The following is a 23,936-nucleotide window of genomic DNA, read 5'->3' on the forward strand; positions in this document are numbered from 1 at the left end:
ATACGGCCCTTTAATCAAACTACAAACACTTTTTTCAGGGGATATCTGTGAATTATCGCGCTCTGCTGGGCATTGGCCTGGTCACTCTGGCTGCCTCCACTCAAGCCCTGGCCGGTGCCACGCTGGATCGCGTGCAGAAAAACAAAGAGCTGGTCAACGTCCTGATGGAAAGTTACCCGCCCTTCTCTTTCCTGAATGACAAGAACGAACTGGACGGTTTCGACGTGGATGTCGCCAAGGCCGTGGCGCAAAAGCTGGGCGTCAAGTTGCGCCTCGAAACGCCCTCCTGGGATGTCATCGCCGCAGGCCACTGGAGCGGCCGTTACGACATCTGCGTATGCTCGATGACCCCGAGCAAGGCACGCGCTGAAGTCTTCAACTTCCCGGTCGAGTATTACGCATCGCCTGCGGTGATTGTGGTCAACGCCTCGGATGATCGCATTCATTCGGCCAAAGACCTGAGCGGCAAGAAAGTCGGCCTGACCAGCGCCTCAAGCTACGAAAGCTACCTGAACAAGAATCTGGTCATCGATGGTGCGGAAGACAAGCCACTGCAGTACCCGTTCGACGACGTGCAGATTGCCCCGTACGACAACGACAATGTGGCGTTTCAAGACCTGGGGCTGGGCGCTGGCAAGCGGCTGGACGCCATACTGACCAATCTGGTGACGGCAAAACCGCGTCTGGACCAGGACAAGCGCTTCAAGCTGGCAGGCGAAACGCTGTACGAAGAACCCAACTCCGTGGCCATCGAAAAGGACGACCCGGAATGGGACGCCAAGGTTCGCGAAGTGTTCGCCGAACTCAAGAAAGACGGCACGCTGAGCAAGCTGTCGCAAAAGTGGATCGGTGCTGATATCAGCAAATGACTTCTTTCCAGCCCCAGCGCCCACCCGAGCAGGCTGATCAAGGCCTGCTCAAGCGAGTTTTCGGTTTCCGTACGCGGCTGTACCTGACCTGGCTGGTCATGTTCGCGCTGTTCGCCGGCTTCTTTCTGAGTTTCGATCTGAAGCTGTCGATCATCCTCGACAAACTGCCGAATCTGATCGGGCTGCATCTGGCCCCCAACGGCTTTCTGCAGGGCGCGGCGCTGACATTGTTCGTGTCAGTGTGCTCGATCGTGGTCTCGGTGGCGCTCGGCTTTGTCACGGCACTCGCGCGGCTTTCCAGCAGCGCGGTGGCGTTCGGCATCGCCAGCTTTTACGCCTCGTTCTTTCGCGGCACGCCGCTGCTGATCCAGATTCTGCTGATCTATCTCGGCTTGCCGCAACTGGGCATCGTGCCCGGCGCCATCACGGCGGGGGTTATTGCGCTGTCGCTCAACTACGGGGCTTACCTGAGCGAGATTTTTCGCGCTGGAATCATCGGCGTCGCAGCCGGACAGCGAGAAGCCGCACTGGCCCTGGCATTGCGCTCTGCGCAGATATTCTGGCGCGTCACCCTGCCCCAGGCCATGCGCACGATCATTCCGCCGACCACCAACCAGTTCATCTCCATGCTCAAGGATTCGTCACTGATTTCAGTGATGGGCGTCTGGGAGGTGATGTTTCTGGCCCAGTCGTATGGCCGCTCCAGCTATCGATACATCGAAATGCTGACCACCGCAGCGGTGCTGTACTGGATCATGTCGATCGGCCTGGAGCTGTTGCAGTCCAGGCTGGAACGGCATTACGGCAAGGCGTATCAGGCGCGCAAATAGGGCTGAAACGTTGGTTGATTAACTGATAATACATATTACTGTGGGAGCGAGCTTGCTCGCGAAGAGGCGCGTCATTCACAAAGGATTTATCGTCCGAAATAAAGCCTTTGCGAACAAGTTCGCTCCCACCTGAAAAGCGTTTCAGCCAAATTCAGGTTTCAACTACGGGCTTTTTCGATCAGTTCGATGTATTCATCGGCGTTGCGCTGATCCTTGATCAGGGCAATGAAGTCGTTGCCGTGCTCGTCCTTGCCATCGAAGTCGTGGCCCGCTTCCCTGAAAAAAACCAGAAAGCGCTCAAAATCGTTGATGCGCAGCCCACGGTAGGCCTTGATCAGTTTGTGCAGCGACGGCGAGGTAGCATCATAGGGCTCGAAGTCGAGGAACAGTTTGATCTGCTCATCGCCGATCTCATCGCCAATCAGCTGCTTCTTATCTTTACGCATTACAGGCTCCAGCAGGTCGCAGACACTTTCACGGGCGGGCAGTTTACCCCTCGGCAAGCACAGCGCTCAACGCGCACGTGCAGAGGTGGTATGCAAATCGGCCCAGATATGCCCGTTGGCGTAACTGAGGAACTGGCAATAAACCTTCTCGTTGCGCAGCAAGTCGACCAGCACGCGGTACTGGGCCAATGGGTAATAAAGCGTCAGGGTGCTGGTTGGCTCGTCGTAGGTCGGTTTTTTCAGGCTTTTGCTGTCGCCACCATCAAAGTGCACAAGCACTTGAGAAATGGACGCGCCCTTGTTCAGCGACTTGCCTTTGAGGCGCAACGACAGCGGGGAAGTAACCGGAATCGGCTGCTGGCTGGATTGCCGCTGGTTACCGGCAACGATGGTGTACTCGGTGACACGCATCAACTGTTGCTGCTCGGGCGCACCCTCACGCAGGCTCAGGTCATCAGGCGGCAGATATTGCTCATGCATCGGGCTGGCCGATACCGGCGCAGCAGGTGCAGCAACTGCCAGACCAGACAACAGCACCAACACAAAAGCGCCGGGAATCAGTAGCTTCATTGAGGGTTTCCAGATAATTGCGAATCGACAACCGCTCCTTTTTGCAGAAGCGGTCGTCAGAATGCCTTACATCCCTTTGACGGCATAGATGCCGGCAGCATTACGCCAGTAGCCTTTGTAGTCCATACCGAAACCGAAGATGTAACGGTCGATGCATGGCAGGCCTACGTAGTCGGCTTTCAGGTCCGGGCGGGCCTTGCGGTCGTGGTCTTTATCGATCAGCACGGCAGTGTGCACAGCGCGGGCACCGGCGTGTTTGCAGAAGTCGATGATGGCGCCCAGGGTGTGACCTTCATCGAGGATGTCGTCGATGATCAGCACGTCACGGTCGATGAACGATACTTCGGGTTTGGCTTTCCAGAACAGATCGCCGCCAGTGGTTTCGTTGCGATAGCGTGTTGCGTGCAGGTAGGACGCTTCCAGCGGGAAGTTCAGATGAGTCAGCAGCTTGCCAGAGAAAATCAGGCCGCCATTCATCACGCAGAACACAACCGGGTTGCGTTCGGCCAGTTCGGCATTGATCTGCGCGCCGACGCGGGCAATGGCAGCATCCACTTCGGCCTCGGTGTACAGGCAGTCGGCTTCGCGCATGATTTGACGGATATGCTCGAGATCAGCGGACATGACGCTCTCCAGGTAAGGCAGTTTGAGAAAAGCGGGCAAAGGTACGCATCCGTTCAAGCCAGAGCAAGTGATTCTGGACTAACGTTGCGAGTGTCTTGCAAAAGCCGCGAACGTCGAAGCTTCGTAACGATACTGCACGTGCTTTAAGACAGTAACAGCTGAATAGATTAACCTAGACCGATTTTTGCCCCGCTGGAGCCTTTCCCCATGCCTATTCGTGAGATCCGTCACCCACTGATCCGCCACAAACTCGGCCTTATGCGCCGTGCCGACATCAGCACCAAGAATTTTCGTGAGCTGGCTCAGGAAGTCGGCGCACTGCTGACCTACGAAGCCACCGCCGACCTGACCCTGGAAAACTACGACATTCAGGGCTGGGCCGGTACGGTTTCAGTCGAGAAAATCGCGGGCAAGAAAATCACTGTCGTGCCGATCCTGCGCGCCGGTATCGGCATGCTCGACGGCGTCCTCAGCCTGATTCCGGGTGCCAAGGTCAGCGCGGTCGGCGTGGCCCGCAACGAAGAAACTCTGCAAGCGCATACCTATCTGGAAAAGCTGGTGCCGGAAATCGACGAGCGCCTGGCAATGATCATCGATCCGATGCTGGCCACCGGCAGCTCGATGGTCGCCACCATTGACCTGCTGAAGAAGGCTGGCTGCAAGGAAATCCGCGCGATGGTTCTGGTCGCGGCACCTGAAGGCATCGCGGCCGTAGAGAAGGCACACCCGGACGTGATGATCTACACCGCCTCCATCGACGAGCGTCTGAACGAACACGGTTACATCATTCCGGGCCTGGGCGATGCCGGTGACAAGATTTTCGGCACCAAACAGAAGGACGCGTAACCCGATGACGCAGCAGGAGTTCAACGATCCACTGTGGCGCACGATTCTTTCCGGCGCGCAAATGCTGTTCGTGGCCTTTGGCGCACTGGTATTGATGCCGCTGATCACCGGGCTCGATCCAAACGTGGCGCTGTTTACGGCAGGCCTTGGCACATTGCTGTTCCAGATTGTCACCGGGCGTCAGGTGCCGGTGTTTCTGGCCTCGAGCTTTGCGTTCATCACCCCGATCATCCTCGCCAAGGGCCAGTTCGGTCTGGCCGCGACCATGGGTGGCGTGATGGCGGCAGGCTTCGTCTACACCTTTCTCGGTCTGGCGGTGAAGATCAAGGGCACAGGTTTCATCGACCGGCTGCTGCCTCCGGTGGTGATAGGGCCGGTGATTATTTCCATCGGTCTGGCCATGGCCCCGATTGCGGCCAACATGGCGATGGGCAAGACCGGCGACGGCGTAGTGCTGATTCCTTATCAGACCGCCATGCTGATTTCGATGCCCGCGTTGCTCACGACTCTGATCGTGGCGGTGTTCGGCAAAGGCATTTTCCGTCTGGTGCCAATTATCTCAGGTGTGCTGGTGGGCTTTGCGCTGTCGTTCTACTTTGGCGTGGTCGACACTAAAAAGATTGCTGACGCGGCCTGGCTGGCACTGCCGCACTTCACCGCACCGGAATTCAATTGGCAGGCGATTCTGTTCATCGTCCCGGTTGCTCTGGCCCCGGCCATCGAGCACATCGGCGGCGTGATCGCAGTCGGCAGTGTGACCGGACGCGACTACCTGAAAAAGCCGGGCCTGCATCGCACGCTGTTCGGTGATGGCATCGCCACGACAGCGGCAGGCCTGTTTGGCGGCCCGCCCAACACCACTTACGCCGAAGTGACCGGCGCAGTGATGCTGACCAAGAACTACAACCCGCAGATCATGATCTGGGCGTCGTTCTTCGCCATAACACTGGCATTCATCGGCAAGTTCGGTGCGTTGCTGCAGAGTATTCCGGTGCCGGTAATGGGCGGGATTCTGTGCCTGCTGTTCGGTTCGATTGCAGCGGTGGGGATGAACACGCTGATCCGCCACAAGATCGACCTGGCCGAAGCACGCAACCTGGTCATCGTCTCGGTGACGCTGGTATTCGGGATCGGCGGCGTACTGATCGGCACCGGCAACGGTCCGAACGACTTTGGCCTGAAGGGCATCGCCCTGTGCGCCATCACCGCGATCATCCTCAATCTGGTCCTGCCGGGACATGACAGCTGGAAGCGCAACAAGCCGGATGATCAGTTGCTGTAATGGCTGGAGCGTGAGGCACGATAGTTTGACTATCGTGCGACGCTCCGCGTCGGCATGCCGTTCTGGACGCTTCGCGTCCGATTTTGAAGCTGTGGCGCTGCACAGACCTGTGACGCAGAGCGTCACCCAAGGCATTCCCACGCTGGAGCGTGAGGAACGATAGTTCTGCGACTATTGCGTGCGGCGCATCACAGCATCAGCGGTGCGCGCTCGCATAGTCTGTTCAGCTCTTTCGCCCAGTTGGGGTCGTCGTTCAGGCACGGCACCAGCACCAGTTCCTCTCCCCCCGCTTCCTTGAACTGCTCGGCACCACGGTCGCCGATCTCTTCCAGGGTCTCTATGCAGTCAGCCACGAATGCCGGGCACATGACCAGCAGCCTTTTCACGCCCTGCGCAGCCAGTTCGTCGAGACGCGCCTCGGTGTAGGGTTCGATCCACTTGGCACGCCCCAGACGTGACTGAAACGACACAGACCATTTGCCGTCAGGAATGCCCATGCGCTTGGCGAACGCCGCCGCCGATTGTATGCACTGGGCGCGGTAGCAGGTGGCAAGTACTTCGGCAGGCGCGGTCATGCAGCAATCGTCCTTGAGGCAGTGCTTGCCGGTCGGGTCGAGCTTGTGCAGATGCCGCTCGGGCAAACCATGAAAACTCAACAACAAGTGGTCGTAAGGTTGTTCCAGATGCGGCCTCACGCTCTCCACCAGCGCACTCAGGTATTCAGGCTGATCGTAGAACGGCTGCAAAACCGAGAACTGCATCTTCAACGATTTGGCGCGCACCACGCGCTTGGCCTCTTCAATCACAGTGGTCACTGTGCTGTCGGCAAACTGTGGATAGAGCGGCGCCAGAGTGACTTTCTTGAAGCCCTGCTCTGACAGGCGCGTCAGCACCGTTTCGATAGACGGCTCGCCATAGCGCATCGCCAGCTCGACCGGCCCGTGCGACCACTCTTTTTTCATCGCCTGCTGCAGGCGCTTGCTCAGCACCACCAGCGGCGAACCTTCATCCCACCAGATGGACGCATAGGCATGCGCGGACTGCTCTGGTCGTTTGATCAGAATCAGCGAGACCAGCAGCCTGCGAACGGGCCACGGCAGGTCGATCACATAAGGATCCATCAGGAACTGGTTCAGATAGCTGCGCACATCTGCCACTTGAGTAGAAGCAGGCGAACCCAGATTGACCAGCAACAAAGCGTGATCGGTCATGCAACATCCTATTTCAAAGCGTTCAGTGGCGACCCAGCAAATCTTGCAGGGCAGTGTCGAGTTCGGTGTACTTGAATGTGAAACCGGCTTTCTGCAAACGCTCTGGCCGGGCACGCTGACCACCGAGCAGCAGCACCGAAAGTTCGCCCAGCAATACTTTCAGGGCCAGCGCAGGCATAGGCATGAATGCCGGTCTATGCAGAATACCTGCCAGTGCCTTGGCAAACTGACGATTGCGCACCGGTGATGGCGCACAAACATTATAAGGACCCTTTGCTTCATTCAGATTCAACAGAAAATCAATCGCCGCAATTTGATCGTCAATGTGAACCCAGGGCATCCACTGCCTGCCATTGCCAATAGGCCCGCCCATGCCGAATTTGAAGGGCGGTAACAGGCGTTGCAGGAAGCCGGCGCGGTCCGACAGCACCAGCCCGGTACGGATCAGCACCACGCGCACACCCAGCGACTCGGCACGTTGCGCGGTTTCTTCCCAGGCGTTGCACAGCTGACTGGCAAAATCTTCTTTGGCAGGCAGTGAAGTTTCATCGATTTCACGCTCGCCGCTGTCGCCGTACCAGCCGACCGCAGAACCGGAAATCATCAGCGCAGGTTTTTGCGAGCGGGTGCCCAGCCAGGTCAGCAGTTGTTCGGTCAGCCCGATGCGGCTGTCCCACAGCAGCAGGCGACGCTTGCGGGTCCAGGGGCGATCCGCAATAGGCGCGCCCGCCAGATTGACGATTGCATCCACCGGCTGCGCACCCAGCTCATCAAGGCTGGCAATGCCACGCACCGAGGCGCCGCATAGCTCGGCGACATCGGCGGGTTTTCGGCTCCATACCGTCAGTTCATGGCCCTGAGCAGACCAGAAACGGCAGAGCGCTCGTCCTATCAAACCAGTACCACCGGTCAGCAATATGTGCATGGCAGATAACCTCGCGTGGCGTACGTGACAATTGAGTAGTCTTATTTTTACCAGTGACGATCTCCGTGACGCTTGTCCGGAAAACGAAACTGTCAGTTGAACCATAGGCCACAGCTTAATGGAGCGCAGCCATGAGGCCCTTGCCTTTATGGCTGCCCCGTTCGACTCTCAAAGCAGCAATGTGACTCAACAGGCAAATTCCAAAACCACTGCAAGTTATACCAAAGAAGAAGATTGTACAGGTTTTAACTACGGCGTAGTCTGTACAGACAAGGTAACGAGGCCCCTATGACTGTCCCTATCGCAATCATCGGTACCGGTATCGCCGGACTCTCAGCAGCCCAGGCGCTTACATCAGCCGGGCATCAGGTGCACCTTTTCGACAAAAGCCGCGGCAGCGGCGGTCGAATGTCCAGCAAGCGCAGCGACGCAGGTTCGCTGGACATGGGTGCACAATATTTCACCGCTCGTGACCGGCGTTTCGCCACCGCCGTGAAGCAATGGCAGGCTCAAGGGCACGTCGCCGAGTGGACGCCCTTGCTCTACAACTTTCACGGCGGCAGGCTCAGCCCATCGCCGGATGAGCAGGTACGCTGGGTGGGCGAGCCAGGCATGAGCGCCATCACCCGGGCCATGCGCGGCGACTTGCCAGTGTCATTTTCGTGCCGCATCACCGATGTGTTTCGCGGGGAGCAGCACTGGAACCTGCTGGATGCCGAAGGCGAAAATCACGGCCCTTTCAGCCATGTGATCATCGCCACCCCGGCGCCGCAGGCCACTGCTCTGCTGGCTGCCGCACCGAAGCTGGCAAGTGTGGTGGCAGGCGTCAAGATGGACCCGACCTGGGCAGTGGCCCTGGCCTTCGAAACACCCTTGCAAACGCCCATGCAGGGTTGCTTTGTGCAGGACAGCCCGCTTGACTGGCTGGCCCGCAACCGCAGCAAACCAGGGCGCGACGATACGCTCGATAGCTGGGTCCTGCACGCCACCAGCCAATGGAGCCGGCAGAACCTCGACGCCTCCAGAGAACAGGTTATCGAACACTTGCACGGCGCATTTGCGGAATTGATCGGTTGCGCCATGCCCGCGCCGGTATTCAGCTTGGCGCACCGCTGGCTGTATGCACGACCTGCCGGCTCTCATGAATGGGGCGCGCTGTCGGATGCCGACCTGGGCATTTATGTCTGTGGCGACTGGTGCCTGTCGGGTCGCGTCGAAGGCGCCTGGCTGAGTGGCCAGGAATCGGCACGCCGACTGCTGGAACACCTGCAATGAATCAGATCAACCCTCGCAAACTGCTGCTGTCGAAATGGACCGCAGCCACCCCGCTCAACCGGGAAAAACATTTTCTGGTGACTGAGCTGTTCAAGGATGAAGAAGGCACTGTGCTGGAAATCGAACTGCAGGCCGTGCTGACCCAGCGCAGCGAACGACTGCCGTGGCAGGTGCTGCAGCAGGCGGATACATGGCGGATGGGCTGGAAGTAGCGGGTTTGCCCGGATTCAGATGATTATCGTGCCGATGCTCCGCGTCGGCACGCAGTTCGTGACGCTCTGCGTCACAGGATGCGTGCGAACGCAGCTTTGGCACTGGCCAGTTCAGAGCAGTCTTCAAAACCCTCTACAAAGAATTTGACTTGTACACCTATCCCCCTATGATGAAGACAAGTTGTACAGCGCGAACTATCTGTACAAGTCTTCTGTAGAGGTGACCGATGCCAATGTCCGCAATCGAAAAACCCAAGCTCGGCATCAGTGCCTGCCTGATGGGTGCCGAGGTTCGTTTCAATGGCGGCCACAAGGAGTCCCATCTGTGCACGCGGGCACTGAGCAAGTATTTTGATTTCGTCCAGGCGTGCCCCGAGGTCGCTATCGGCATGGGCATCCCGCGCGAGCCGATCAGGCTGGTGGGCGACGCGGAAAACCCCAAGGCGCTGGGCACCGTCAATCGTGAGCTGGACGTTACCGAGGCGCTCGCCAATTACGGCATACAGATGGCCGAGGAGCTGGGTGATATCTGTGGTTACATTTTCATGCAGAAATCCCCGTCCTGCGGCCTGGAGCGAGTCAAGGTCTACCGCGAAAACGGCGCCCCGGTAGACGGTGGCGGTCGTGGTATCTACGCGCAGGCCTTTTGCGAGCGCCACCCCAACCTTCCGGTCGAGGAAGACGGGCGTCTGAATGACGCTGTGCTGCGGGAAAATTTCGTGACCCGCGTGTTTGCCTATGCCGCCTGGCAGCAATTGTTGAAAGACGGCGTCACCCGGCGTGCACTGACCGAATTTCACTCGCGCTACAAATACCAGCTGATGGCCAATGACCCGGTGCAATACAAGGCACTGGGCAAAATGCTTGGCAGCATGGGCCGCACCGACCCGAACGAAATCGCGCCGCTGTATTTCAGCGAGCTGATGGCGGCGCTGAAGAAGTGCGCAACGCGTCGCACTCATACCAACGTCCTGCAACACCTGTGCGGCTACTTGAAACAAACCATCAGTGCCGAGGACAAGCAGGAAATTCAGGAAGTGATCAGCCAGTATCACCAGGGCATCGTCCCCCTGATCGTACCGCTGACCCTGCTCAAGCATCACTTTCGCCAACATCCGGATCCGTATGTAGCGCTGCAGGTGTACATGCAGCCCCATCCGGAAAACCTCAGCCTGCGTAATGCGATTTGACTCATGAATGAAACAGACACAGAGGTGCCGGGCGACTGGCTGCCTATCCGCGAGGTCGCACGGCAGACAGGCGTCAACGCCGTTACCTTGCGCGCCTGGGAACGCCGTTACGGACTGATCGTTCCGCACCGCACCGCCAAAGGCCATCGGCTGTATTCGGACGAGCATGTGCAGCGCGTCATGAAGATTCTGACCTGGCTCAACCGTGGCGTCTCCGTGAGCCAGGTCAAAGGCCTGATCGATGACAACCGTCAGGACGCCCTGCCGCCGACCAACGACTGGGACGCCTTGCGTCAGACCCTGCTGGTGGCGATCGGCGAGTTGGCTGAACGCCGGGTTGATGACGTGTTCAATCAGGCGATGTCGCTGTACCCGCCGCGCACGCTGTGTGAACAGTTGCTGCTGCCGCTGCTGGCCGAACTGGAGCAGCGCTGGCAAGGCAAGTTCGGCGCACAACTGGAGCGCACATTTTTCTACTCCTGGCTACGCAGCAAGTTTGGCGCACGGATCTACCACAACAATCGCCAGCTCAATGGCAGCCCGTTGCTGCTGGTCAATCAGTCCGATCTGCCGCTGGAACCACACCTGTGGCTCGCGGCCTGGCTGGTGAGCAGTGCCGACTGCCCGGTCGAGGTGTTCGACTGGCCATTGCCGGTCGGTGAGCTGGCGCTGGCCGCGGAATACCTTAAGCCACGTGGCATATTGCTGTACTCCAGCAAAGCCCTGAATGTGGCCCAACTACCCCGCTTGCTGGCCAATATCACCTGCCCCGTGGTGCTGAGCGGACCAACGGTGCAGATCCATAACGCCGAGCTGCTCGTACAGGCTAGCGAGATAGCTGGACTGACCCTTGCCCACGACGCACTCGGCGCGCAGATAGAGCTGGGCAAGCTCGGACTTATCTAAGGACTTCTCATGCAACTGATCTGGCTGCGTAGCGACCTGCGCGTTCACGATAATACCGCCCTGACCGCTGCCATGGAGCGCGGTCCGACGCTGGCGGTTTACCTGCTCAGCCCGGCACAGTGGCGCAGCCACGACGACGCTGACTGCAAGGTGGATTTCTGGCTGCGTAATCTGGTCGAGCTGGAAAAGGCACTGGGCGCGCTGAACGTACCGCTGTTGATTCGCGAGGCCGATACCTGGGATCAGGCACCTGAAGTGCTGTCGACACTGTGCACGCAGTTCAAGGTCGAAGGCCTGCACCTCAATCAGGAATACGGCATCAACGAAACACGCCGTGATCAGGCGGTGCAAAAGGCGCTGGAAAAAGCCGGTGTGCAGGTCACCAGTTACCTTGATCAGCTGTTGTTCAAGCCGGGCAGCATACTGACCAAGACCGGCAATTATTTCCAGGTGTTCACTCAGTTCAAGAAAGTCTGCTACAACCGGATGCACCAGGCCATGCCGCAGCCGGTGCGCACACCCAAAGCGCAGCAATCACTGTCGATCAAGAGCGATTCGATCCCTGATCAGGTCGAGGGCTTTGCCACGCCCTCGAAAGCATTACGTGACCTGTGGCCAGCAGGCGAGGCCGAAGCCAGGCGGCGCATGGCGACCTTCGCCGACGCGCAAATCAGTTACTACAAGACCGAACGCGACTTTCCCGCCAAACCCGGCACCAGTCAGCTGTCAGCGTATCTGGCGGCAGGGGTGATTTCGCCGCGCCAGTGCCTGCATGCGGCGCTGGGCAGCAACCAGGGGGAATTCGAGACCGGCGACGTTGGCACTGTGACCTGGATCAACGAGCTATTATGGCGAGAGTTTTATAAACACACGCTGGTCGGCTACCCTCGTGTATCACGGCATCGTGCCTTCCGCCCGGAAACCGAGGCGTTGAAGTGGCGCGATGCCCCCGAAGAACTGCTGGCGTGGCAAGAGGCGCGTACCGGTCTGCCGATTATTGACGCAGCGATGCGCCAGTTGCTGGAAACCGGATGGATGCACAATCGGCTAAGGATGGTCGTTGCGATGTTCCTCACCAAAAACCTGTTGATCGACTGGCGCGAGGGCGAGCGCTTTTTCATGCGCCACCTGATCGACGGCGACCTGGCTGCCAACAACGGCGGCTGGCAGTGGAGCTCGTCCACCGGCACAGACTCGGCGCCCTACTTCCGTATTTTCAACCCTTTGTCGCAGTCGGAACGCTTCGACCCAGAAGGCCTGTTCATCAAACGCTGGCTGCCGGAACTGGCGGATCTGAATAAAAAGCAGATTCATGACCCCGCGTCCATCGGCGGCCTGTTTGATGCTGCCGACTACCCGAAACCTATCGTCGATCTGAGCAAAAGCCGCGCTCGCGCCCTGGCAGCATTCAAGGCGCTTCCAGCCCGCCAGCCCGCTGCGGGAATCGAACATGACTGATTTCCTGCATCGCTTCGCCGAAGGTTTTGCCGCGCTGAACAAGGACAACCTTGATCAGATCGCCGAGCTGTACAGCGACGACGTGTCGTTCAGCGACCCGATGCATGACATCCATGGCCTTGCAGCCATGCGACGTTATTTCGACGAGCTGTATGCCAACGTCCAGGATCTGCACTTCGACTTTCATGCCTTCGATGAAGTGCGCCCCGGCGAGGGCTATCTGGTCTGGACCATGAGCTATTCGCACCCGCGCCTGGCTGGCGGCCGGACGATTCGTGTTGAAGGCTGTTCGCACCTGAAGTGGCACGACAAGGTTTATCGACACCGGGATTACTTCGATGCCGGTGCATTGCTCTACGAACATCTGCCCATCATGGGTCGAGTCATCCATTGGCTGAAGAAGAGGTTGGGATGAGCACTCCTGTTGCACGACGCATCTGGTTGACCGGAGCTAGCAGCGGCATTGGTCTGGCGCTGGCCAAAGAACTGCTCAACGCCGGACATCGGCTGGCGTTGACCGCCCGTACGCTTGAACCGCTGCAGAACCTGGCGACTGTTTACCCGACCCAGGTGCTGCTGGTGACAGGCGACATCACCGAGCCTGCGCAGGTCAAGGCCATGGCCGACCTGATCGCGCAGCAATGGGGCGCGCTGGACACCGCCATCTTCAACGCGGGTACCTGTGAATACATCGACGTGCGGCAGTTCGAAGCGGCAATGGTCGAGCGCGTGGTGCGCACCAACCTGCTGGCCAGCAGTTATTGCATCGAGCAAGCACTGCCGCTGTTACGCAAGGGGCATCAGCCGCACCTGGTCGGCGTGGCCAGTGCGGTGACCTACCTGGCGCTACCTCGCGCAGAAGCCTATGGCGCCTCGAAAGCCGGCCTGCGTTATCTGTTCGAAGCGCTGCGTCTGGACCTGGCCAGCGAGAACATCGACGTGACCGTGGTCAGCCCAGGATTCGTCGACACGCCCCTGACTCAGAAAAATGATTTCCCCATGCCGATGCGCTGGCCTGTCGAGAAGGCCGCCAAACATATCGCCAGCAAACTGGGGCGCAACAAACGCCCACTGGATATCGCGTTCCCGGCGCTGTTCATTTTCAGCATGCGCGCGCTGGCAATGCTCCCGGCACGCGCCAGACTGGCCCTCGGCAAACGTATGGCGCGGACCGAGTCGTCGAATAAGGATGCGCAATGAAAATCGCCGTCATTGGTAGCGGGATCGCTGGCCTGACCAGTGCCTACCTGCTCAACCGCGCGCATGAGGTGACAGTGTTTGAGTCCTCCGACTGGGTCGGCGGGCACACTCATACGGTGGACGTGCAGGTCGAAGGCCGGGCTTACGCCATTGACACCGGTTTCATTGTATTCAACGACTGGACCTACCCCAATTTCATTCGCCTGCTGAGTCAGCTGGGTGTTGGCTTCAAGCCCGCCGAAATGAGCTTTTCGGTGCATGATCCGCGCACTGGCGTGGAATATAACGGCAACAACCTTAACAGTCTGTTCGCCCAACGCAGCAACCTGCTGTCGCCCAGGTTCTGGGGCATGCTGCGCGATATCCTGCGTTTCAATCGTCAATCGGTCGACGACCTGGAAAACCAGCGTATCGCGGCCGACACCACGTTGGGCGAGTACCTGAAGAGCGGCGGCTACGGGCAGCGTTTCATCGATCATTACATCGTGCCCATGGGCGCGGCCATCTGGTCGATGTCGCTGGCCGACATGCTCGGCTTTCCCCTGCAGTTCTTCGTGCGCTTTTTCAAGAATCACGGCCTGCTCTCGGTCACCCATCGGCCGCAATGGTGCGTGATCGAAGGTGGCTCCAGAAGTTATGTCGAACCGTTGACGGCGTCGTTCCGCGAGCGGATTCGTCTGTCATGCCCGGTCACACGGGTCGAGCGCGACAGTGACGGTGTGACGCTGCACAGCGCCATGGGCAGCGAACGCTTCGACAAAGTCGTGTTTGCCTGCCACAGCGATCAGGCCCTGGCCCTGCTGGCAAAACCCTCAAGTGCCGAGCAGTCGGTGCTCGGCGCACTGCGCTATGCCGAAAACGACGTGGTGCTGCACACCGATACACGACTGCTGCCCGAGCGCAAACTGGCCTGGGCCAGCTGGAACTACAGGCTCGGCGGCAGCGAACAGCAATCGGCAGCCGTCACTTATGACATGAACATCCTGCAAGGGATCGACAGCGACACAACCTTTTGCGTCAGCCTCAACCAGACCGCTGCCATCGACCCGACAAAAATCCTCGGCCGCTACCGTTACGCGCACCCGCAATACAGCCTTGATGCAATCGCCGCGCAAGCGCGCTGGGAAGAAATCAATGGCGTCGACCACACGTCGTACTGCGGCGCGTACTGGGCCAACGGCTTTCACGAAGACGGCGTGGTCAGCGGCTTGCGTGTCGCCCAGGCGTTTGGTGAAACGCTGTGAACAGCGCGCTCTACAGTGGCTGGATCAGCCACCGGCGATTTGCGCCGCGTGCCCATGAGTTCACCTATCGGATAGGCCTGCTTTATCTGGATCTGGATGAACAGGACAGCGTGCTGGGGCTTTCGCCACTGGCTGGCAGCAAGCGTTTCGCGCCCTTCTCGTTCCGCGAACGTGACTACCTGCCAGCGCTGACCGGGCAAGGCATGAGCCTCATAGAGGCGGTCCGCGAGCAGGTTGGCAAAGCGCTGGGCCGCGTACCATCAGGTCGTGTCTGCCTGCTGACCCAGGCACGCAGCTGGGGCTTGTCGTTCAATCCGGTAAGCTTTTTCTACTGCCATGAGGCAGACGGCACACTGGCAGGCATTCTCTGTGAAGTCACCAACACACCGTGGGGCGAACGCTACAGCTATGTGCTGCCCGCGACAGGTGAAGGACATCAGTATTTCGCGGTGGCCAAGGCCTTTCACGTTTCACCGTTTTTGCCGCGCGACCTTGAATACCGTATGAGCTTCAGCCAGCCCGCCGAGCGGATTGGTGTGCACATGGCTGACTGGCAAGGCGAGCTGAAAATGTTCGACGCCACGCTCAACCTGACCCGCCAGAACCTCAGCCGCCAGACGCTGCATCGTTACCTGATCGCTTACCCGTGGATGACCGCCAAAACCTGTCTGGCGATTTACTGGCAGGCGATGCGTCTGCTGGTCAAGCGCATACCCATTTTTTCTCATCAGGCCGCCGACGGCGAGTACCGTGCTGCCGCCGCGCAAACCAAGGACTCACGCCATGAAAAGCAGTAGCAGTAGTTTTTCTGCCAATCTGGGCACCAATGGTCTGACGGCCAATATCCTGCGCCGAGGTGTGTTACGGCAATTAGCAGGACTGCGCAACGGCCAGTTGGTGGTTATCGAACGGGGTGAGCGCCATGTGTTCGGCAAGAACAACGCGCTGATTCAGGCTGAAATCCACATTCTTGATTCGGCAGCATGGGGCATGGTTGCCAGCAACGGCTCCATCGGCGCTGGCGAGGCGTTTATTCACGGCTACTGGACTACCCCGGACCTGACGGCAGTGGTGCGGGTATTTGTCAGCAATCTGGATGTGCTGGATGCAATGGAAGGCGGCGTGGCTCGCCTGACCCGTCCGTTCATTCATGCCCTGCACTGGCTAAATCGCAATACACGCGAAGGCTCGCAGAAAAACATCGCTGCCCATTACGACCTGGGCAACACGCTGTTCGAGCAGTTTCTCGACCCGACGATGATGTACTCCGCCGCACAGTTCCTCAGCGAGGACGACACGCTGGAACAGGCGCAGTTGAATAAACTGGAACGCATCTGTCAGAAGCTGGCCCTGAAACCTGAAGATCACCTGCTGGAAATCGGCACAGGCTGGGGCAGCATGGCTATTTATGCTGCGCAGCATTACGGCTGCCGGGTGACCACCACGACCCTGTCCAGAGAACAGTTCGCCTACACCGAGCAGCGCCTGATCGAACTGGGCCTGCAGGAACGCGTCACGCTGCTGCTGACCGACTACCGGGACCTGACCGGTGAATATGACAAGCTGGTGTCCATCGAGATGATCGAAGCGGTCGGCCATCGTTTTCTGCCGACGTACTTCAAGCAATGCGCGAACCTGCTCAAAAGCAACGGCATGATGCTGCTGCAGGCGATCACCATCCGCGAGCAGCGTTATGCTCAGGCCAAACGCAATGTGGACTTCATCCAGCGCTACATCTTCCCCGGTGGTGCTCTGCCCTCGGTGGCGAAGATGCTGGACATTGTCGGCAGCGATACCGACATGAACCTGCTGCACATGGAAGATTTCGGCCTGCACTACGCGCGCACGCTGCGCCTGTGGCACGACAACTTCAAACACGCGCACGGCAAACTGGCCGAACTGGGTTACGACGAACACTTCCTGCGCCTTTGGGAGTTCTATCTGTGCTACTGCGAAGGCGGCTTTCTGGAGCGGACCATTGGTACGGCGCAGTTGCTCCTGGCCAAACCCGATGCCCTGCGCGAACCCTTGCTTGGGCGCTTCAATGCTTAAATCAATCGCCAACGCGCTGCTCTTTCAGATCGGCTGGTTCGCCTGCGTATTGGGCGGTAACAGTTACTGGCTGCTGATTGCAGTCGGCGTGCTGGCGGTGCATTTTCTGTGGACCAGCTCATGGGCAGCGGAAGGCCGGCTGATCCTGACGGTTACGTCAATCGGTATCGTGCTCGACAGTGCCTTGATGACACTCGGTGTTTTCGACTTTGGTAGCGGCGGCTACCTGCTGCCGTTGTGGCTGGCGGTTTTGTGGGCGGTGCTGGGCACGACGCTCAATCATTGCCTGGCGTGGACCGCAAAGCCGCTATGGCGCGCCGCCGTGCTGGGCGCTATTGGCGGCCCGATGTCGTACTATGCCGGCTCACAACTGGCTCAGGTCCACCTTCCCCTCGGAGTGTGGCCTGGCATGCTGGTACTGGGGCTGGTCTGGGCGGGGCTGTTTCCCTTGCTGCAATGGCTGGCAGCACGCGCAGCCAGACAATCGGGAGAAACGCTCTGAACGCTACGCTCATTCCGCTCGCAGACATTCACAGCGAAACGGAAGTCACCTGCTCGACCTGCGCAGCCTGCTGTTGCCAACTGGAAGTGATGCTCATCACCGACACGGGCGTGCCTGAGCGCTACATTGATACCGACGAGTGGGGTGGCGAGGTCATGCTGCGTCTGGACGACGGCTGGTGTGCAGCACTGGATCGCAACACCATGATGTGCACGATCTACGAGAAACGCCCGCTGATCTGCCGTGAGTTCGAAGCCGGAGCAGAAGACTGCCTGAACGAACGCAAAGGGATTGCGACGGCATATCTCTGATCAGTGTTGCCTGGTTGATAACTATCGTTCCCACGCTCCGCGTGGGAATGCAGTTCGTGACGCTCCGCGTCACACGGCGGTTCTTCGACATCAGGTGAAAAGGTGCCCGACTCAGGTCACCTTTTCGCCCCTCGGCGAGTTACTTTGATGAGGCCAAAGTAACCAAAGCCTTTCGCTCCTGTTTCCGGCCCGACTTCGTCGGGTTCCTTCGCCCTGTCACTGATCCGGGGGCCGCCGCAACGGGCCATCCTTGGCCCGGTGCGGCTTGCTCGGCGTCATGCCTCGCATCCCCCGGATCAGCGTCAGAGCTCAGCCGTCACTAACGTCGCACTCTGCGTTGTCAGTGCCATCGCGATAAACAAAGCATTTTATGCGCAATGGCTTTTGTGCAGGGCATTACGTTGTGCTGCAGCGAAGCGTTGGCACGAATGCCAGTCAAATCAGAACGGCATCTTGTAGTGCAGTGCGTAGCTTTCTATACCGTCGTTCGGCTCTTTGATGCCGGCGTTGGAATAGTGAGTCGCGCGGATGCCGACTTCATGCCCGCCTGCGAAGCGCAGACCGAAACCAATGCGGTCTTCGAAGTTGAAGGCAGAACCGAACTTGCGATCTTCAACCTGGGTGTTGGAGAACACCGAGACGCCGATACCGGCTTCTACGTAAGGCTTGACGTTGCCGTTGCCGAACTCGTAGACCAGAACCGGGGAGAACGACAGGCTGTGGTTATCCTTGTAGTCCTTGCCATCCCAATAGGTGTAAGCGCCATCCCAGTAGCCGGTCAAACGGCCGATGTCGCTTTGCAGCCAGGTTTTATCCCAATCGAACTGCACGCCCAGACGATAAGTCATGGTCGACTCGCCGGTCTGACCGACCGAAAACTCAACACCATCAGCCTGCGCGATTGAAGCTTGCCCTGCCAAAGCGGCCGCAATCACGGCCAGGCAAAAGAGTCTCTTCATGAGAAACGTCCTAAATATATTAAATTGTACGAAAAGTGTTGGAATTCATCAGCCGCTTTTATAGAAGCCGCGGAGGCGACGTTAGTTCACCCCAAAAGCGCCTTTTTTCACGTTTTTTTTACAAACGGAAGCTTCTCACATTGCCAGGACTTTGCGACAAAAAAGGTAGGATTTTTCTGAAATTGTCCGGAATGTCACTAGACCAATACACAGTATCTCGCGCGTCGCCAGTGGCAAGAAGGCTGGAACGCGACAAAAGACGCTGTAACTGACGCGCTACCGCAGCCCCGGTGTCGATCAGGGTGACCGATTCGGGAAGCATCTCCCGCAACAAAGGTTTGAGAAACGGGTAGTGAGTACAGCCCAGAATGATCGTGTCACAGCGCGCTGCCAGCAGCGGCTCGACATAATGCAGCAGCAATTGACGGATTTGCGGACTGAGCAGATCACCGGTTTCGATCAGTTCGACCAGCCCTGGGCACGGCTGGGTCACGACCCGAACATCGTTGGCAAATCGGTCCAGCAACGCCGCAAAGCGGGCGCTTTGTAGCGTTCCGGTAGTCGCCAGCACACCGACAACACCGCTGCGGGTCGCCTCGGCAGCAGGTTTGACAGCAGGTTCCATACCCACAATTGGCCAGTCCGGGTAGCGTTGACGAATGTGCGCCACACCCGCCGCCGTCGCGGTGTTGCAGGCGACGACCAGTGCCTTGGCACCCTGCTCGCGGAAGAATCCCGCAATTGTCAGGCACCGTTCGGTAATGAATTCAGGGGTCTTTTCGCCATAAGGAATATGCCCGCAGTCCGCCAGATACAGCAGTGACTCGCTGGGCAGCAACTGGCGGATTTCATTGAGCACTGAAAGGCCACCGACCCCGGAATCGAAGATTGCGACAGGCGCATCGCTGGCATGGCTCATCTGCATGTCAGGCATGTTCGCCCTGCCCGCTTGCTGCACTGCAAACGCTGCACGCCGGGTCGCGCTTGACTTTCAGTTCACGGAAACGGGTACTCAAGGCATCAATCAATAGTAGTCGCCCGACCATTGGCTCGCCAAAACCGGCCAGCAGCTTCAAGGCTTCGAGTGCTTGCAGACTGCCAACCAGGCCAACCAGCGGCCCGATGACACCGGCCTCGCTGCAGGTCAGTTCGGCTTCGCTGCCGTGACCGTACAGGCAGTGGTAACACGGGCTGTCCGCACGACGCGGATCGAACACCGACAACTGCCCTTCAAGCCGAATGGCAGCACCGCTGACCAACGGCTTGCCGGCAGCGACACAGGTGGCATTGACCGCTTCGCGGGTGGCGAAATTATCCGAGCAATCCAGCACCAGATCGACAGCCTGCACCGCCGCCTCCAGTGAGTCGGTATCCAGCGCTGAGCGATGAGCGACGAGAGTGATCTCGGGATTGATCGCCTTGAGCCGGGCCAGAGCCGAATCTACCTTGGCCTGTCCGATGCTCTGGGTATCATGAATGATCTGGCGTTGCAGGTTGGTCAGGTCGACGTGATCAAAATCCGCCAGATGCAGTTCACCGACCCCTGCGGCGGCCAGATAAAGGGCAACCGGCGAACCAAGCCCGCCGACGCCGACGATCAGCGCGCGACTTTGCTTGAGGCGCAGCTGGCCGTCGATATCAACGTGTTGCAGCAGAATCTGGCGACTGTAGCGCAGCAGCTCCTGATCACTCAGCACGGCTTGCATCCGAACGTGATGCGCTCGTGCTCACCCAGATCACGGCGGGTCTGGATGCGCTCGAAACCATGACGGATCAACAGTTCGCGCACCGCCGGGCCTTGATCGTAACCGTGCTCCAGCAGCAGCCAGCCATCGGCGCTGAGGTGCACCGGCGCGTCGGCAATGATCGTGCGCAAATCGTCCAGCCCGTCGGAACCGGCAGTCAACGCGCTGCTCGGCTCGAAACGTACATCACCGGCCGACAGATGCGGATCAGCGTCGGCGATGTACGGCGGGTTACTGATGATCAGATCAAACTGCTGCCCTTCCAGAGCACTGAACCAGTGGCTGTTGAGCACTTGGGCGTTATCCAGTTGCAAACGCTGGCGGTTGCGTTCGGCCAGCGCTACCGCTTCAGGCACACGGTCGACCGCTGTGACTTTCCATTGTTGGCGCTCGTTGGCCAGCGCCAGCGCAATCGCCCCAGTGCCGGTGCCCAGGTCAAGTACCTTGGCGGGCGCGAACGCAGGCGCCAGTTCCAGCGCTGCCTCGACCAGCATTTCGGTCTCTGGCCGCGGGATCAAGGTATGCGGCGCTACTTCCAGATCAAGCTTCCAGAAACCTTGCTGACCGAGAATGTAAGCCACCGGTTCGCCCGTGCGTCGACGCTGCAAATAACCTGCAAAGGCCAGCGCAGCCTCGGTGCTGACGATGCGCTCAGGCCAGGTGTGCAGAAAGCTGCGCGGTTTGCCCAGCGCTGCCGCCAGCAGCAGCTCTATGTCGAGCCGCGCGGTCGGTGAATCGGGAAGCTCGGCGCTTCTTAACAAACTTGCGATGATGGTCATTTACTCACCCAGTGCCGCAAGTTGATCAGCCTGATATTCAGCGAGTAGCGGCTCTATCACTGCATCGACCCCGCCCGCCAGAACTTCATCCAGCGAATACAGCGTCAGGTTCACGCGGTGATCCGTCACTCGCCCTTGAGGGAAATTATACGTACGAATACGCTCGGAACGATCACCCGACCCCACGAGCAGCTTGCGCTCGCTGGCGATGGCGTTGGCCGCCGCGCTGGTCTGCTGATCATTCAGTTTGGCAGATAGCCAGGACATTGCCCGGGCCCTGTTCTTGTGCTGCGAACGCTCTTCCTGGCACTCGACGACAATACCCGATGGCAAGTGGGTAATGCGGATCGCCGAGTCGGTTTTGTTGACGTGCTGACCACCGGCCCCTGAGGAGCGATAGGTGTCGACACGCAGGTCGGCCGGGTTGATCTCGATCGCCTGTTGCTCGTCAGGCTCCGGCAGCACTGCAACGGTACAGGCAGACGTGTGGATGCGACCCTGCGACTCGGTCTCGGGCACGCGCTGCACACGGTGCGCGCCGGACTCGAATTTCAGCTTGCCGTAGACGCTGTCACCCTCGACGCGCGCAATGACTTCCTTGTAGCCGCCATGCTCGCCTTCGTTTTCGGACAGAATTTCCACCCGCCAGCCACGCCGCTCGGCGTAACGCGAGTACATGCGAAACAGGTCACCGGAGAAGATCGCGGCTTCATCACCGCCGGTGCCCGCACGGATCTCCAGAAACACGTTGCGGCCGTCGTTCGGGTCCTTGGGCAACAACATGCGCTGCAATTGCGCTTCCAGCTCGACCAGTTGCTGTTTTGTTTCGCGAACTTCCTCGACGGCCATTTCGCGCATGTCCGGGTCGCTGTCCTTGAGCAGCGCCTGCGCGCCCTCCAGATCACCCTGCACCCTGATCAGCTGTTGGTAAAGCGCAACGACCGGCTCCACTTCGGCGTACTCACGGGAATAGGCGCGAAAGCGTGTCTGATCGCTGATCACTTCGGCATCGCCGAGCAGCGCGGTCAGTTCCTCGAAACGGTCGCTGAGGACATCCAGCTTATTGAGCAGTGAAGCTTTCATTGCGGGGTTTTATCCGTCGAGCCCTCACCGAGGGCAAAAAGTTCCTGGGCCATGGCCAGCGCATCGACGCGACCTTCGGCAGACAGCTTCTTGAGCTGCACGCTGGGTGCGTGCAGCAATTTGTTGGTCAGACCACGCGCCAGCTGGATCAATACGTCCTCGGCATTGCTACCGTTGGCCAGCATACGTTGCGCCTTGCTCAGTTCTTCGTCACGCAGCCGTTCGCTTTGCTGACGATAGGCGCGCAACACATCGACCGCCGCCAGTTCGCGCAGCCGCGACATGAAGTCTTCGGCACCCACGCTGACCAGCTGCTCGGCAGCCAGTGCAGCCCCCTGGCGACTCTTGAGATTTTCTGCCACCACTTCGTGCAGATCATCAACGCTGTACAGGTAAACGTCGTCCAGTTCGCCGACTTCAGGCTCGATATCCCGCGGTACGGCAATATCGACCATGAAAATCGGTTTGTGCTTGCGCAGTTTCAGCGCACTTTCCACGGCCCCCTTGCCCAGGATCGGCAACTGGCTGGCGGTGGAGCTGATCACGATATCGCTGTTGACCAGCTCGGCCGGGATATCCGAGAGCAACACCGCATGGGCACCGAACTCGGCAGCCAGCATGCTGGCGCGCTCCAGCGTACGGTTGGCAACCACGATACGCTTGACGCCCAGGTCATGCAGATGCCGGGCGACCAGAGTAATGGTCTCGCCCGCACCGATCAACAAGGCCTGACTGCGTTGCAGGTCACTGAAAATCTGTTTGGCCAGACTGACCGCGGCGAAGGCCACGGACACCGGGTTTTCACCAATTGCAGTGTCTGTACGCACCTGTTTGGCAGCGCTGAACGTGGCCTGAAACAGACGTCCCAGTAAAGGCCCGACCGTTCCGGCCTCGCGCGCAACGGCATACGCAGACTTCATCTGGCCGAGAATCTGCGGCTCGCCGAGCACCAGGGAGTCGAGCCCCGAGGCGACACGCATCATGTGTCGCACGGCGGCATCGTCCTCATGGACGTAAGCGCTGGCGCGCAGTTCTTCCAGGCTGAGGTGATGGTAATTGGCAAGCCAGGCAAGAATGCTGTCCGCACCGAGATGCTCGTGCTCGATGTACAACTCGCTGCGATTACAGGTTGAAAGAATCGCAGCCTCGCGACTTTCGGTCAGGTGGCAAAGCTGCTGCAACGCCTCCACCAACTGTTCCGGGGTAAATGCCACGCGCTCGCGAACGTCGACCGAGGCGGTCTTATGATTGATACCGAGTGCAAGGAAGGCCATTCAGGGTCGCAGGTGGTGACGTGAAGCCGGTAATTGTCCTACTTCAATAAGCTCAGAACAACCACCACATATTATTGTCCCACTACAATCGATCGTCACAGCCTGCGTTTTCAGGCTCGCGACACTGCAAACACACGCATTGC

Annotated in this window: 27 protein-coding genes; 16 read left to right on the plus strand and 11 right to left on the minus strand. The window is 59.0% G+C overall.

Features of this window, described 5'->3' with window-relative positions:
• Window positions 1-47 precede the first annotated feature (47 nt).
• On the plus strand, window positions 48-869 hold the full coding sequence (locus RYB66_RS02020; protein WP_002552174.1) for an ABC transporter substrate-binding protein: 822 nt from the start codon (window positions 48-50) through the stop codon (window positions 867-869).
• Window positions 866-1,699 carry an amino acid ABC transporter permease gene (locus tag RYB66_RS02025; RefSeq protein WP_057405219.1) on the plus strand — a complete coding sequence of 278 codons (834 nt, stop codon included), beginning with the start codon at window positions 866-868 and terminating at the stop codon, window positions 1,697-1,699. The genes RYB66_RS02020 and RYB66_RS02025 overlap by 4 nt, the downstream gene beginning before the upstream one ends.
• 158 nt (window positions 1,700-1,857) lie before the next feature.
• Here RYB66_RS02025 and RYB66_RS02030 read toward each other — a convergent pair whose 3' ends face one another.
• From RYB66_RS02030 to RYB66_RS02040, 3 genes are all read right to left on the minus strand, one after another.
• Window positions 1,858-2,145 carry a PA4642 family protein gene (locus RYB66_RS02030; RefSeq protein WP_002552173.1) on the minus strand — a complete coding sequence of 96 codons (288 nt, stop codon included), beginning with the start codon at window positions 2,143-2,145 and terminating at the stop codon, window positions 1,858-1,860.
• A 66-nt stretch (window positions 2,146-2,211) separates the two neighbouring features.
• Window positions 2,212-2,715: a hypothetical protein gene (locus RYB66_RS02035; RefSeq protein WP_005746210.1), complete on the minus strand. Its 504-nt coding sequence runs from the start codon at window positions 2,713-2,715 to the stop codon at window positions 2,212-2,214.
• Between the two features lie 66 nt (window positions 2,716-2,781).
• Window positions 2,782-3,339: a hypoxanthine-guanine phosphoribosyltransferase gene (locus RYB66_RS02040; protein WP_002552171.1), complete on the minus strand. Its 558-nt coding sequence runs from the start codon at window positions 3,337-3,339 to the stop codon at window positions 2,782-2,784.
• A 207-nt stretch (window positions 3,340-3,546) separates the two neighbouring features.
• Here RYB66_RS02040 and upp point away from each other — a divergent pair, with 207 nt between their 5' ends.
• Window positions 3,547-4,185 (plus strand): uracil phosphoribosyltransferase, encoded by a 639-nt coding sequence (gene upp, locus RYB66_RS02045; RefSeq protein WP_002552170.1) that lies wholly within the window; start codon window positions 3,547-3,549, stop codon window positions 4,183-4,185.
• Between the two features lie 4 nt (window positions 4,186-4,189).
• Complete coding sequence (locus tag RYB66_RS02050) at window positions 4,190-5,467, plus strand: uracil-xanthine permease family protein (RefSeq protein ID WP_002552169.1); 1,278 nt, start codon at window positions 4,190-4,192, stop codon at window positions 5,465-5,467.
• A 188-nt stretch (window positions 5,468-5,655) separates the two neighbouring features.
• Here the strand turns inward: RYB66_RS02050 and hemH are convergent, their stop codons facing one another.
• Complete coding sequence (hemH, locus tag RYB66_RS02055; RefSeq protein ID WP_004660393.1) at window positions 5,656-6,678, minus strand: ferrochelatase; 1,023 nt, start codon at window positions 6,676-6,678, stop codon at window positions 5,656-5,658.
• A gap of 22 nt (window positions 6,679-6,700) precedes the next feature.
• Window positions 6,701-7,603 (minus strand): TIGR01777 family oxidoreductase, encoded by a 903-nt coding sequence (locus RYB66_RS02060; RefSeq protein WP_002552166.1) that lies wholly within the window; start codon window positions 7,601-7,603, stop codon window positions 6,701-6,703.
• A gap of 288 nt (window positions 7,604-7,891) precedes the next feature.
• On the opposite strand from RYB66_RS02060, the gene RYB66_RS02065 reads away from it, so the two are divergent.
• The 12 genes from RYB66_RS02065 to RYB66_RS02120 all read left to right on the plus strand — a co-directional run bounded on the left by RYB66_RS02065 (window position 7,892) and on the right by RYB66_RS02120 (window position 17,953).
• Complete coding sequence (locus RYB66_RS02065; protein ID WP_316893625.1) at window positions 7,892-8,878, plus strand: NAD(P)/FAD-dependent oxidoreductase; 987 nt, start codon at window positions 7,892-7,894, stop codon at window positions 8,876-8,878.
• Complete coding sequence (locus tag RYB66_RS02070; protein WP_002552164.1) at window positions 8,875-9,090, plus strand: TIGR02450 family Trp-rich protein; 216 nt, start codon at window positions 8,875-8,877, stop codon at window positions 9,088-9,090. The genes RYB66_RS02065 and RYB66_RS02070 overlap by 4 nt, the downstream gene beginning before the upstream one ends.
• Window positions 9,091-9,323: 233 nt before the next feature.
• The gene (locus tag RYB66_RS02075; protein ID WP_004663916.1) at window positions 9,324-10,280 is read left to right on the plus strand and encodes a YbgA family protein; all 957 of its coding nucleotides are present in this window, start codon (window positions 9,324-9,326) and stop codon (window positions 10,278-10,280) included.
• Between the two features lie 3 nt (window positions 10,281-10,283).
• A complete protein-coding gene (locus RYB66_RS02080) occupies window positions 10,284-11,186 on the plus strand; it encodes a MerR family transcriptional regulator (RefSeq protein WP_005733601.1) in 903 nt (300 codons plus the stop codon).
• Window positions 11,187-11,195: 9 nt separating this feature from the next.
• Entirely contained in the window at window positions 11,196-12,644 is a 1,449-nt protein-coding gene (gene phrB, locus RYB66_RS02085) for a deoxyribodipyrimidine photo-lyase (protein ID WP_054071311.1), read from the plus strand.
• A complete protein-coding gene (locus RYB66_RS02090; protein ID WP_005746214.1) occupies window positions 12,637-13,059 on the plus strand; it encodes a nuclear transport factor 2 family protein in 423 nt (140 codons plus the stop codon). Before phrB ends, RYB66_RS02090 begins: the two co-directional genes overlap by 8 nt.
• Window positions 13,056-13,844, plus strand: a complete 789-nt coding sequence (locus RYB66_RS02095; protein WP_044294119.1) for an SDR family NAD(P)-dependent oxidoreductase — start codon at window positions 13,056-13,058, stop codon at window positions 13,842-13,844. Before RYB66_RS02090 ends, RYB66_RS02095 begins: the two co-directional genes overlap by 4 nt.
• Entirely contained in the window at window positions 13,841-15,088 is a 1,248-nt protein-coding gene (locus tag RYB66_RS02100; RefSeq protein WP_316893628.1) for an NAD(P)/FAD-dependent oxidoreductase, read from the plus strand. The genes RYB66_RS02095 and RYB66_RS02100 overlap by 4 nt, the downstream gene beginning before the upstream one ends.
• On the plus strand, window positions 15,085-15,885 hold the full coding sequence (locus RYB66_RS02105) for a DUF1365 domain-containing protein (protein WP_004663913.1): 801 nt from the start codon (window positions 15,085-15,087) through the stop codon (window positions 15,883-15,885). The genes RYB66_RS02100 and RYB66_RS02105 overlap by 4 nt, the downstream gene beginning before the upstream one ends.
• A complete protein-coding gene (locus RYB66_RS02110) occupies window positions 15,872-17,140 on the plus strand; it encodes an SAM-dependent methyltransferase (protein ID WP_005746219.1) in 1,269 nt (422 codons plus the stop codon). The genes RYB66_RS02105 and RYB66_RS02110 overlap by 14 nt, the downstream gene beginning before the upstream one ends.
• Window positions 17,133-17,642, plus strand: coding sequence for a DUF2878 domain-containing protein (locus tag RYB66_RS02115; RefSeq protein ID WP_054076932.1), 510 nt, complete (start codon window positions 17,133-17,135; stop codon window positions 17,640-17,642). Before RYB66_RS02110 ends, RYB66_RS02115 begins: the two co-directional genes overlap by 8 nt.
• Window positions 17,597-17,953: a YkgJ family cysteine cluster protein gene (locus RYB66_RS02120; protein ID WP_044294123.1), complete on the plus strand. Its 357-nt coding sequence runs from the start codon at window positions 17,597-17,599 to the stop codon at window positions 17,951-17,953. Before RYB66_RS02115 ends, RYB66_RS02120 begins: the two co-directional genes overlap by 46 nt.
• Before the next feature lie 440 nt (window positions 17,954-18,393).
• Here the strand turns inward: RYB66_RS02120 and RYB66_RS02125 are convergent, their stop codons facing one another.
• The 6 genes from RYB66_RS02125 to hemA all read right to left on the minus strand — a co-directional run bounded on the left by RYB66_RS02125 (window position 18,394) and on the right by hemA (window position 23,793).
• Entirely contained in the window at window positions 18,394-18,912 is a 519-nt protein-coding gene (locus tag RYB66_RS02125; RefSeq protein WP_002552154.1) for an acyloxyacyl hydrolase, read from the minus strand.
• A 118-nt stretch (window positions 18,913-19,030) separates the two neighbouring features.
• The gene (murI, locus tag RYB66_RS02130; protein ID WP_002552153.1) at window positions 19,031-19,846 is read right to left on the minus strand and encodes a glutamate racemase; all 816 of its coding nucleotides are present in this window, start codon (window positions 19,844-19,846) and stop codon (window positions 19,031-19,033) included.
• The gene (locus RYB66_RS02135; protein WP_162181469.1) at window positions 19,839-20,609 is read right to left on the minus strand and encodes a molybdopterin-synthase adenylyltransferase MoeB; all 771 of its coding nucleotides are present in this window, start codon (window positions 20,607-20,609) and stop codon (window positions 19,839-19,841) included. Before RYB66_RS02135 ends, murI begins: the two co-directional genes overlap by 8 nt.
• Entirely contained in the window at window positions 20,603-21,436 is an 834-nt protein-coding gene (gene prmC / locus RYB66_RS02140; RefSeq protein WP_004663911.1) for a peptide chain release factor N(5)-glutamine methyltransferase, read from the minus strand. Before prmC ends, RYB66_RS02135 begins: the two co-directional genes overlap by 7 nt.
• Complete coding sequence (gene prfA / locus RYB66_RS02145) at window positions 21,437-22,519, minus strand: peptide chain release factor 1 (protein WP_002552150.1); 1,083 nt, start codon at window positions 22,517-22,519, stop codon at window positions 21,437-21,439. It lies immediately after the preceding gene.
• Complete coding sequence (gene hemA / locus RYB66_RS02150) at window positions 22,516-23,793, minus strand: glutamyl-tRNA reductase (protein ID WP_002552149.1); 1,278 nt, start codon at window positions 23,791-23,793, stop codon at window positions 22,516-22,518. The genes prfA and hemA overlap by 4 nt, the downstream gene beginning before the upstream one ends.
• Between the last annotated feature and the right edge of the window lie 143 nt (window positions 23,794-23,936).

Source organism: Pseudomonas syringae group sp. 243L2 (genome assembly GCF_032587875.1).
Classification (GTDB): domain Bacteria; phylum Pseudomonadota; class Gammaproteobacteria; order Pseudomonadales; family Pseudomonadaceae; genus Aquipseudomonas; species Aquipseudomonas amygdali.

Bases quoted from the DNA above. Each gene is read 5' to 3' on its own strand.
- RYB66_RS02025 (WP_057405219.1), top strand. From the start codon at position 866: ATGACTTCTTTCCAGCCCCAGCGCCCACCCGAGCAGGCTGATCAAGGC.
- RYB66_RS02030 (WP_002552173.1), bottom strand. From the start codon at position 2,145: ATGCGTAAAGATAAGAAGCAGCTGATTGGCGATGAGATCGGCGATGAG.
- RYB66_RS02035 (WP_005746210.1), bottom strand. From the start codon at position 2,715: ATGAAGCTACTGATTCCCGGCGCTTTTGTGTTGGTGCTGTTGTCTGGT.
- RYB66_RS02040 (WP_002552171.1), bottom strand. From the start codon at position 3,339: ATGTCCGCTGATCTCGAGCATATCCGTCAAATCATGCGCGAAGCCGAC.
- upp (WP_002552170.1), top strand. From the start codon at position 3,547: ATGCCTATTCGTGAGATCCGTCACCCACTGATCCGCCACAAACTCGGC.
- RYB66_RS02050 (WP_002552169.1), top strand. From the start codon at position 4,190: ATGACGCAGCAGGAGTTCAACGATCCACTGTGGCGCACGATTCTTTCC.
- hemH (WP_004660393.1), bottom strand. From the start codon at position 6,678: ATGACCGATCACGCTTTGTTGCTGGTCAATCTGGGTTCGCCTGCTTCT.
- RYB66_RS02060 (WP_002552166.1), bottom strand. From the start codon at position 7,603: ATGCACATATTGCTGACCGGTGGTACTGGTTTGATAGGACGAGCGCTC.
- RYB66_RS02065 (WP_316893625.1), top strand. From the start codon at position 7,892: ATGACTGTCCCTATCGCAATCATCGGTACCGGTATCGCCGGACTCTCA.
- RYB66_RS02070 (WP_002552164.1), top strand. From the start codon at position 8,875: ATGAATCAGATCAACCCTCGCAAACTGCTGCTGTCGAAATGGACCGCA.
- RYB66_RS02075 (WP_004663916.1), top strand. From the start codon at position 9,324: ATGTCCGCAATCGAAAAACCCAAGCTCGGCATCAGTGCCTGCCTGATG.
- RYB66_RS02080 (WP_005733601.1), top strand. From the start codon at position 10,284: ATGAATGAAACAGACACAGAGGTGCCGGGCGACTGGCTGCCTATCCGC.
- phrB (WP_054071311.1), top strand. From the start codon at position 11,196: ATGCAACTGATCTGGCTGCGTAGCGACCTGCGCGTTCACGATAATACC.
- RYB66_RS02090 (WP_005746214.1), top strand. From the start codon at position 12,637: ATGACTGATTTCCTGCATCGCTTCGCCGAAGGTTTTGCCGCGCTGAAC.
- RYB66_RS02095 (WP_044294119.1), top strand. From the start codon at position 13,056: ATGAGCACTCCTGTTGCACGACGCATCTGGTTGACCGGAGCTAGCAGC.
- RYB66_RS02100 (WP_316893628.1), top strand. From the start codon at position 13,841: ATGAAAATCGCCGTCATTGGTAGCGGGATCGCTGGCCTGACCAGTGCC.
- RYB66_RS02110 (WP_005746219.1), top strand. From the start codon at position 15,872: ATGAAAAGCAGTAGCAGTAGTTTTTCTGCCAATCTGGGCACCAATGGT.
- RYB66_RS02115 (WP_054076932.1), top strand. From the start codon at position 17,133: ATGCTTAAATCAATCGCCAACGCGCTGCTCTTTCAGATCGGCTGGTTC.
- RYB66_RS02120 (WP_044294123.1), top strand. From the start codon at position 17,597: ATGGCTGGCAGCACGCGCAGCCAGACAATCGGGAGAAACGCTCTGAAC.
- RYB66_RS02125 (WP_002552154.1), bottom strand. From the start codon at position 18,912: ATGAAGAGACTCTTTTGCCTGGCCGTGATTGCGGCCGCTTTGGCAGGG.
- murI (WP_002552153.1), bottom strand. From the start codon at position 19,846: ATGCCTGACATGCAGATGAGCCATGCCAGCGATGCGCCTGTCGCAATC.
- prmC (WP_004663911.1), bottom strand. From the start codon at position 21,436: ATGACCATCATCGCAAGTTTGTTAAGAAGCGCCGAGCTTCCCGATTCA.
- prfA (WP_002552150.1), bottom strand. From the start codon at position 22,519: ATGAAAGCTTCACTGCTCAATAAGCTGGATGTCCTCAGCGACCGTTTC.
- hemA (WP_002552149.1), bottom strand. From the start codon at position 23,793: ATGGCCTTCCTTGCACTCGGTATCAATCATAAGACCGCCTCGGTCGAC.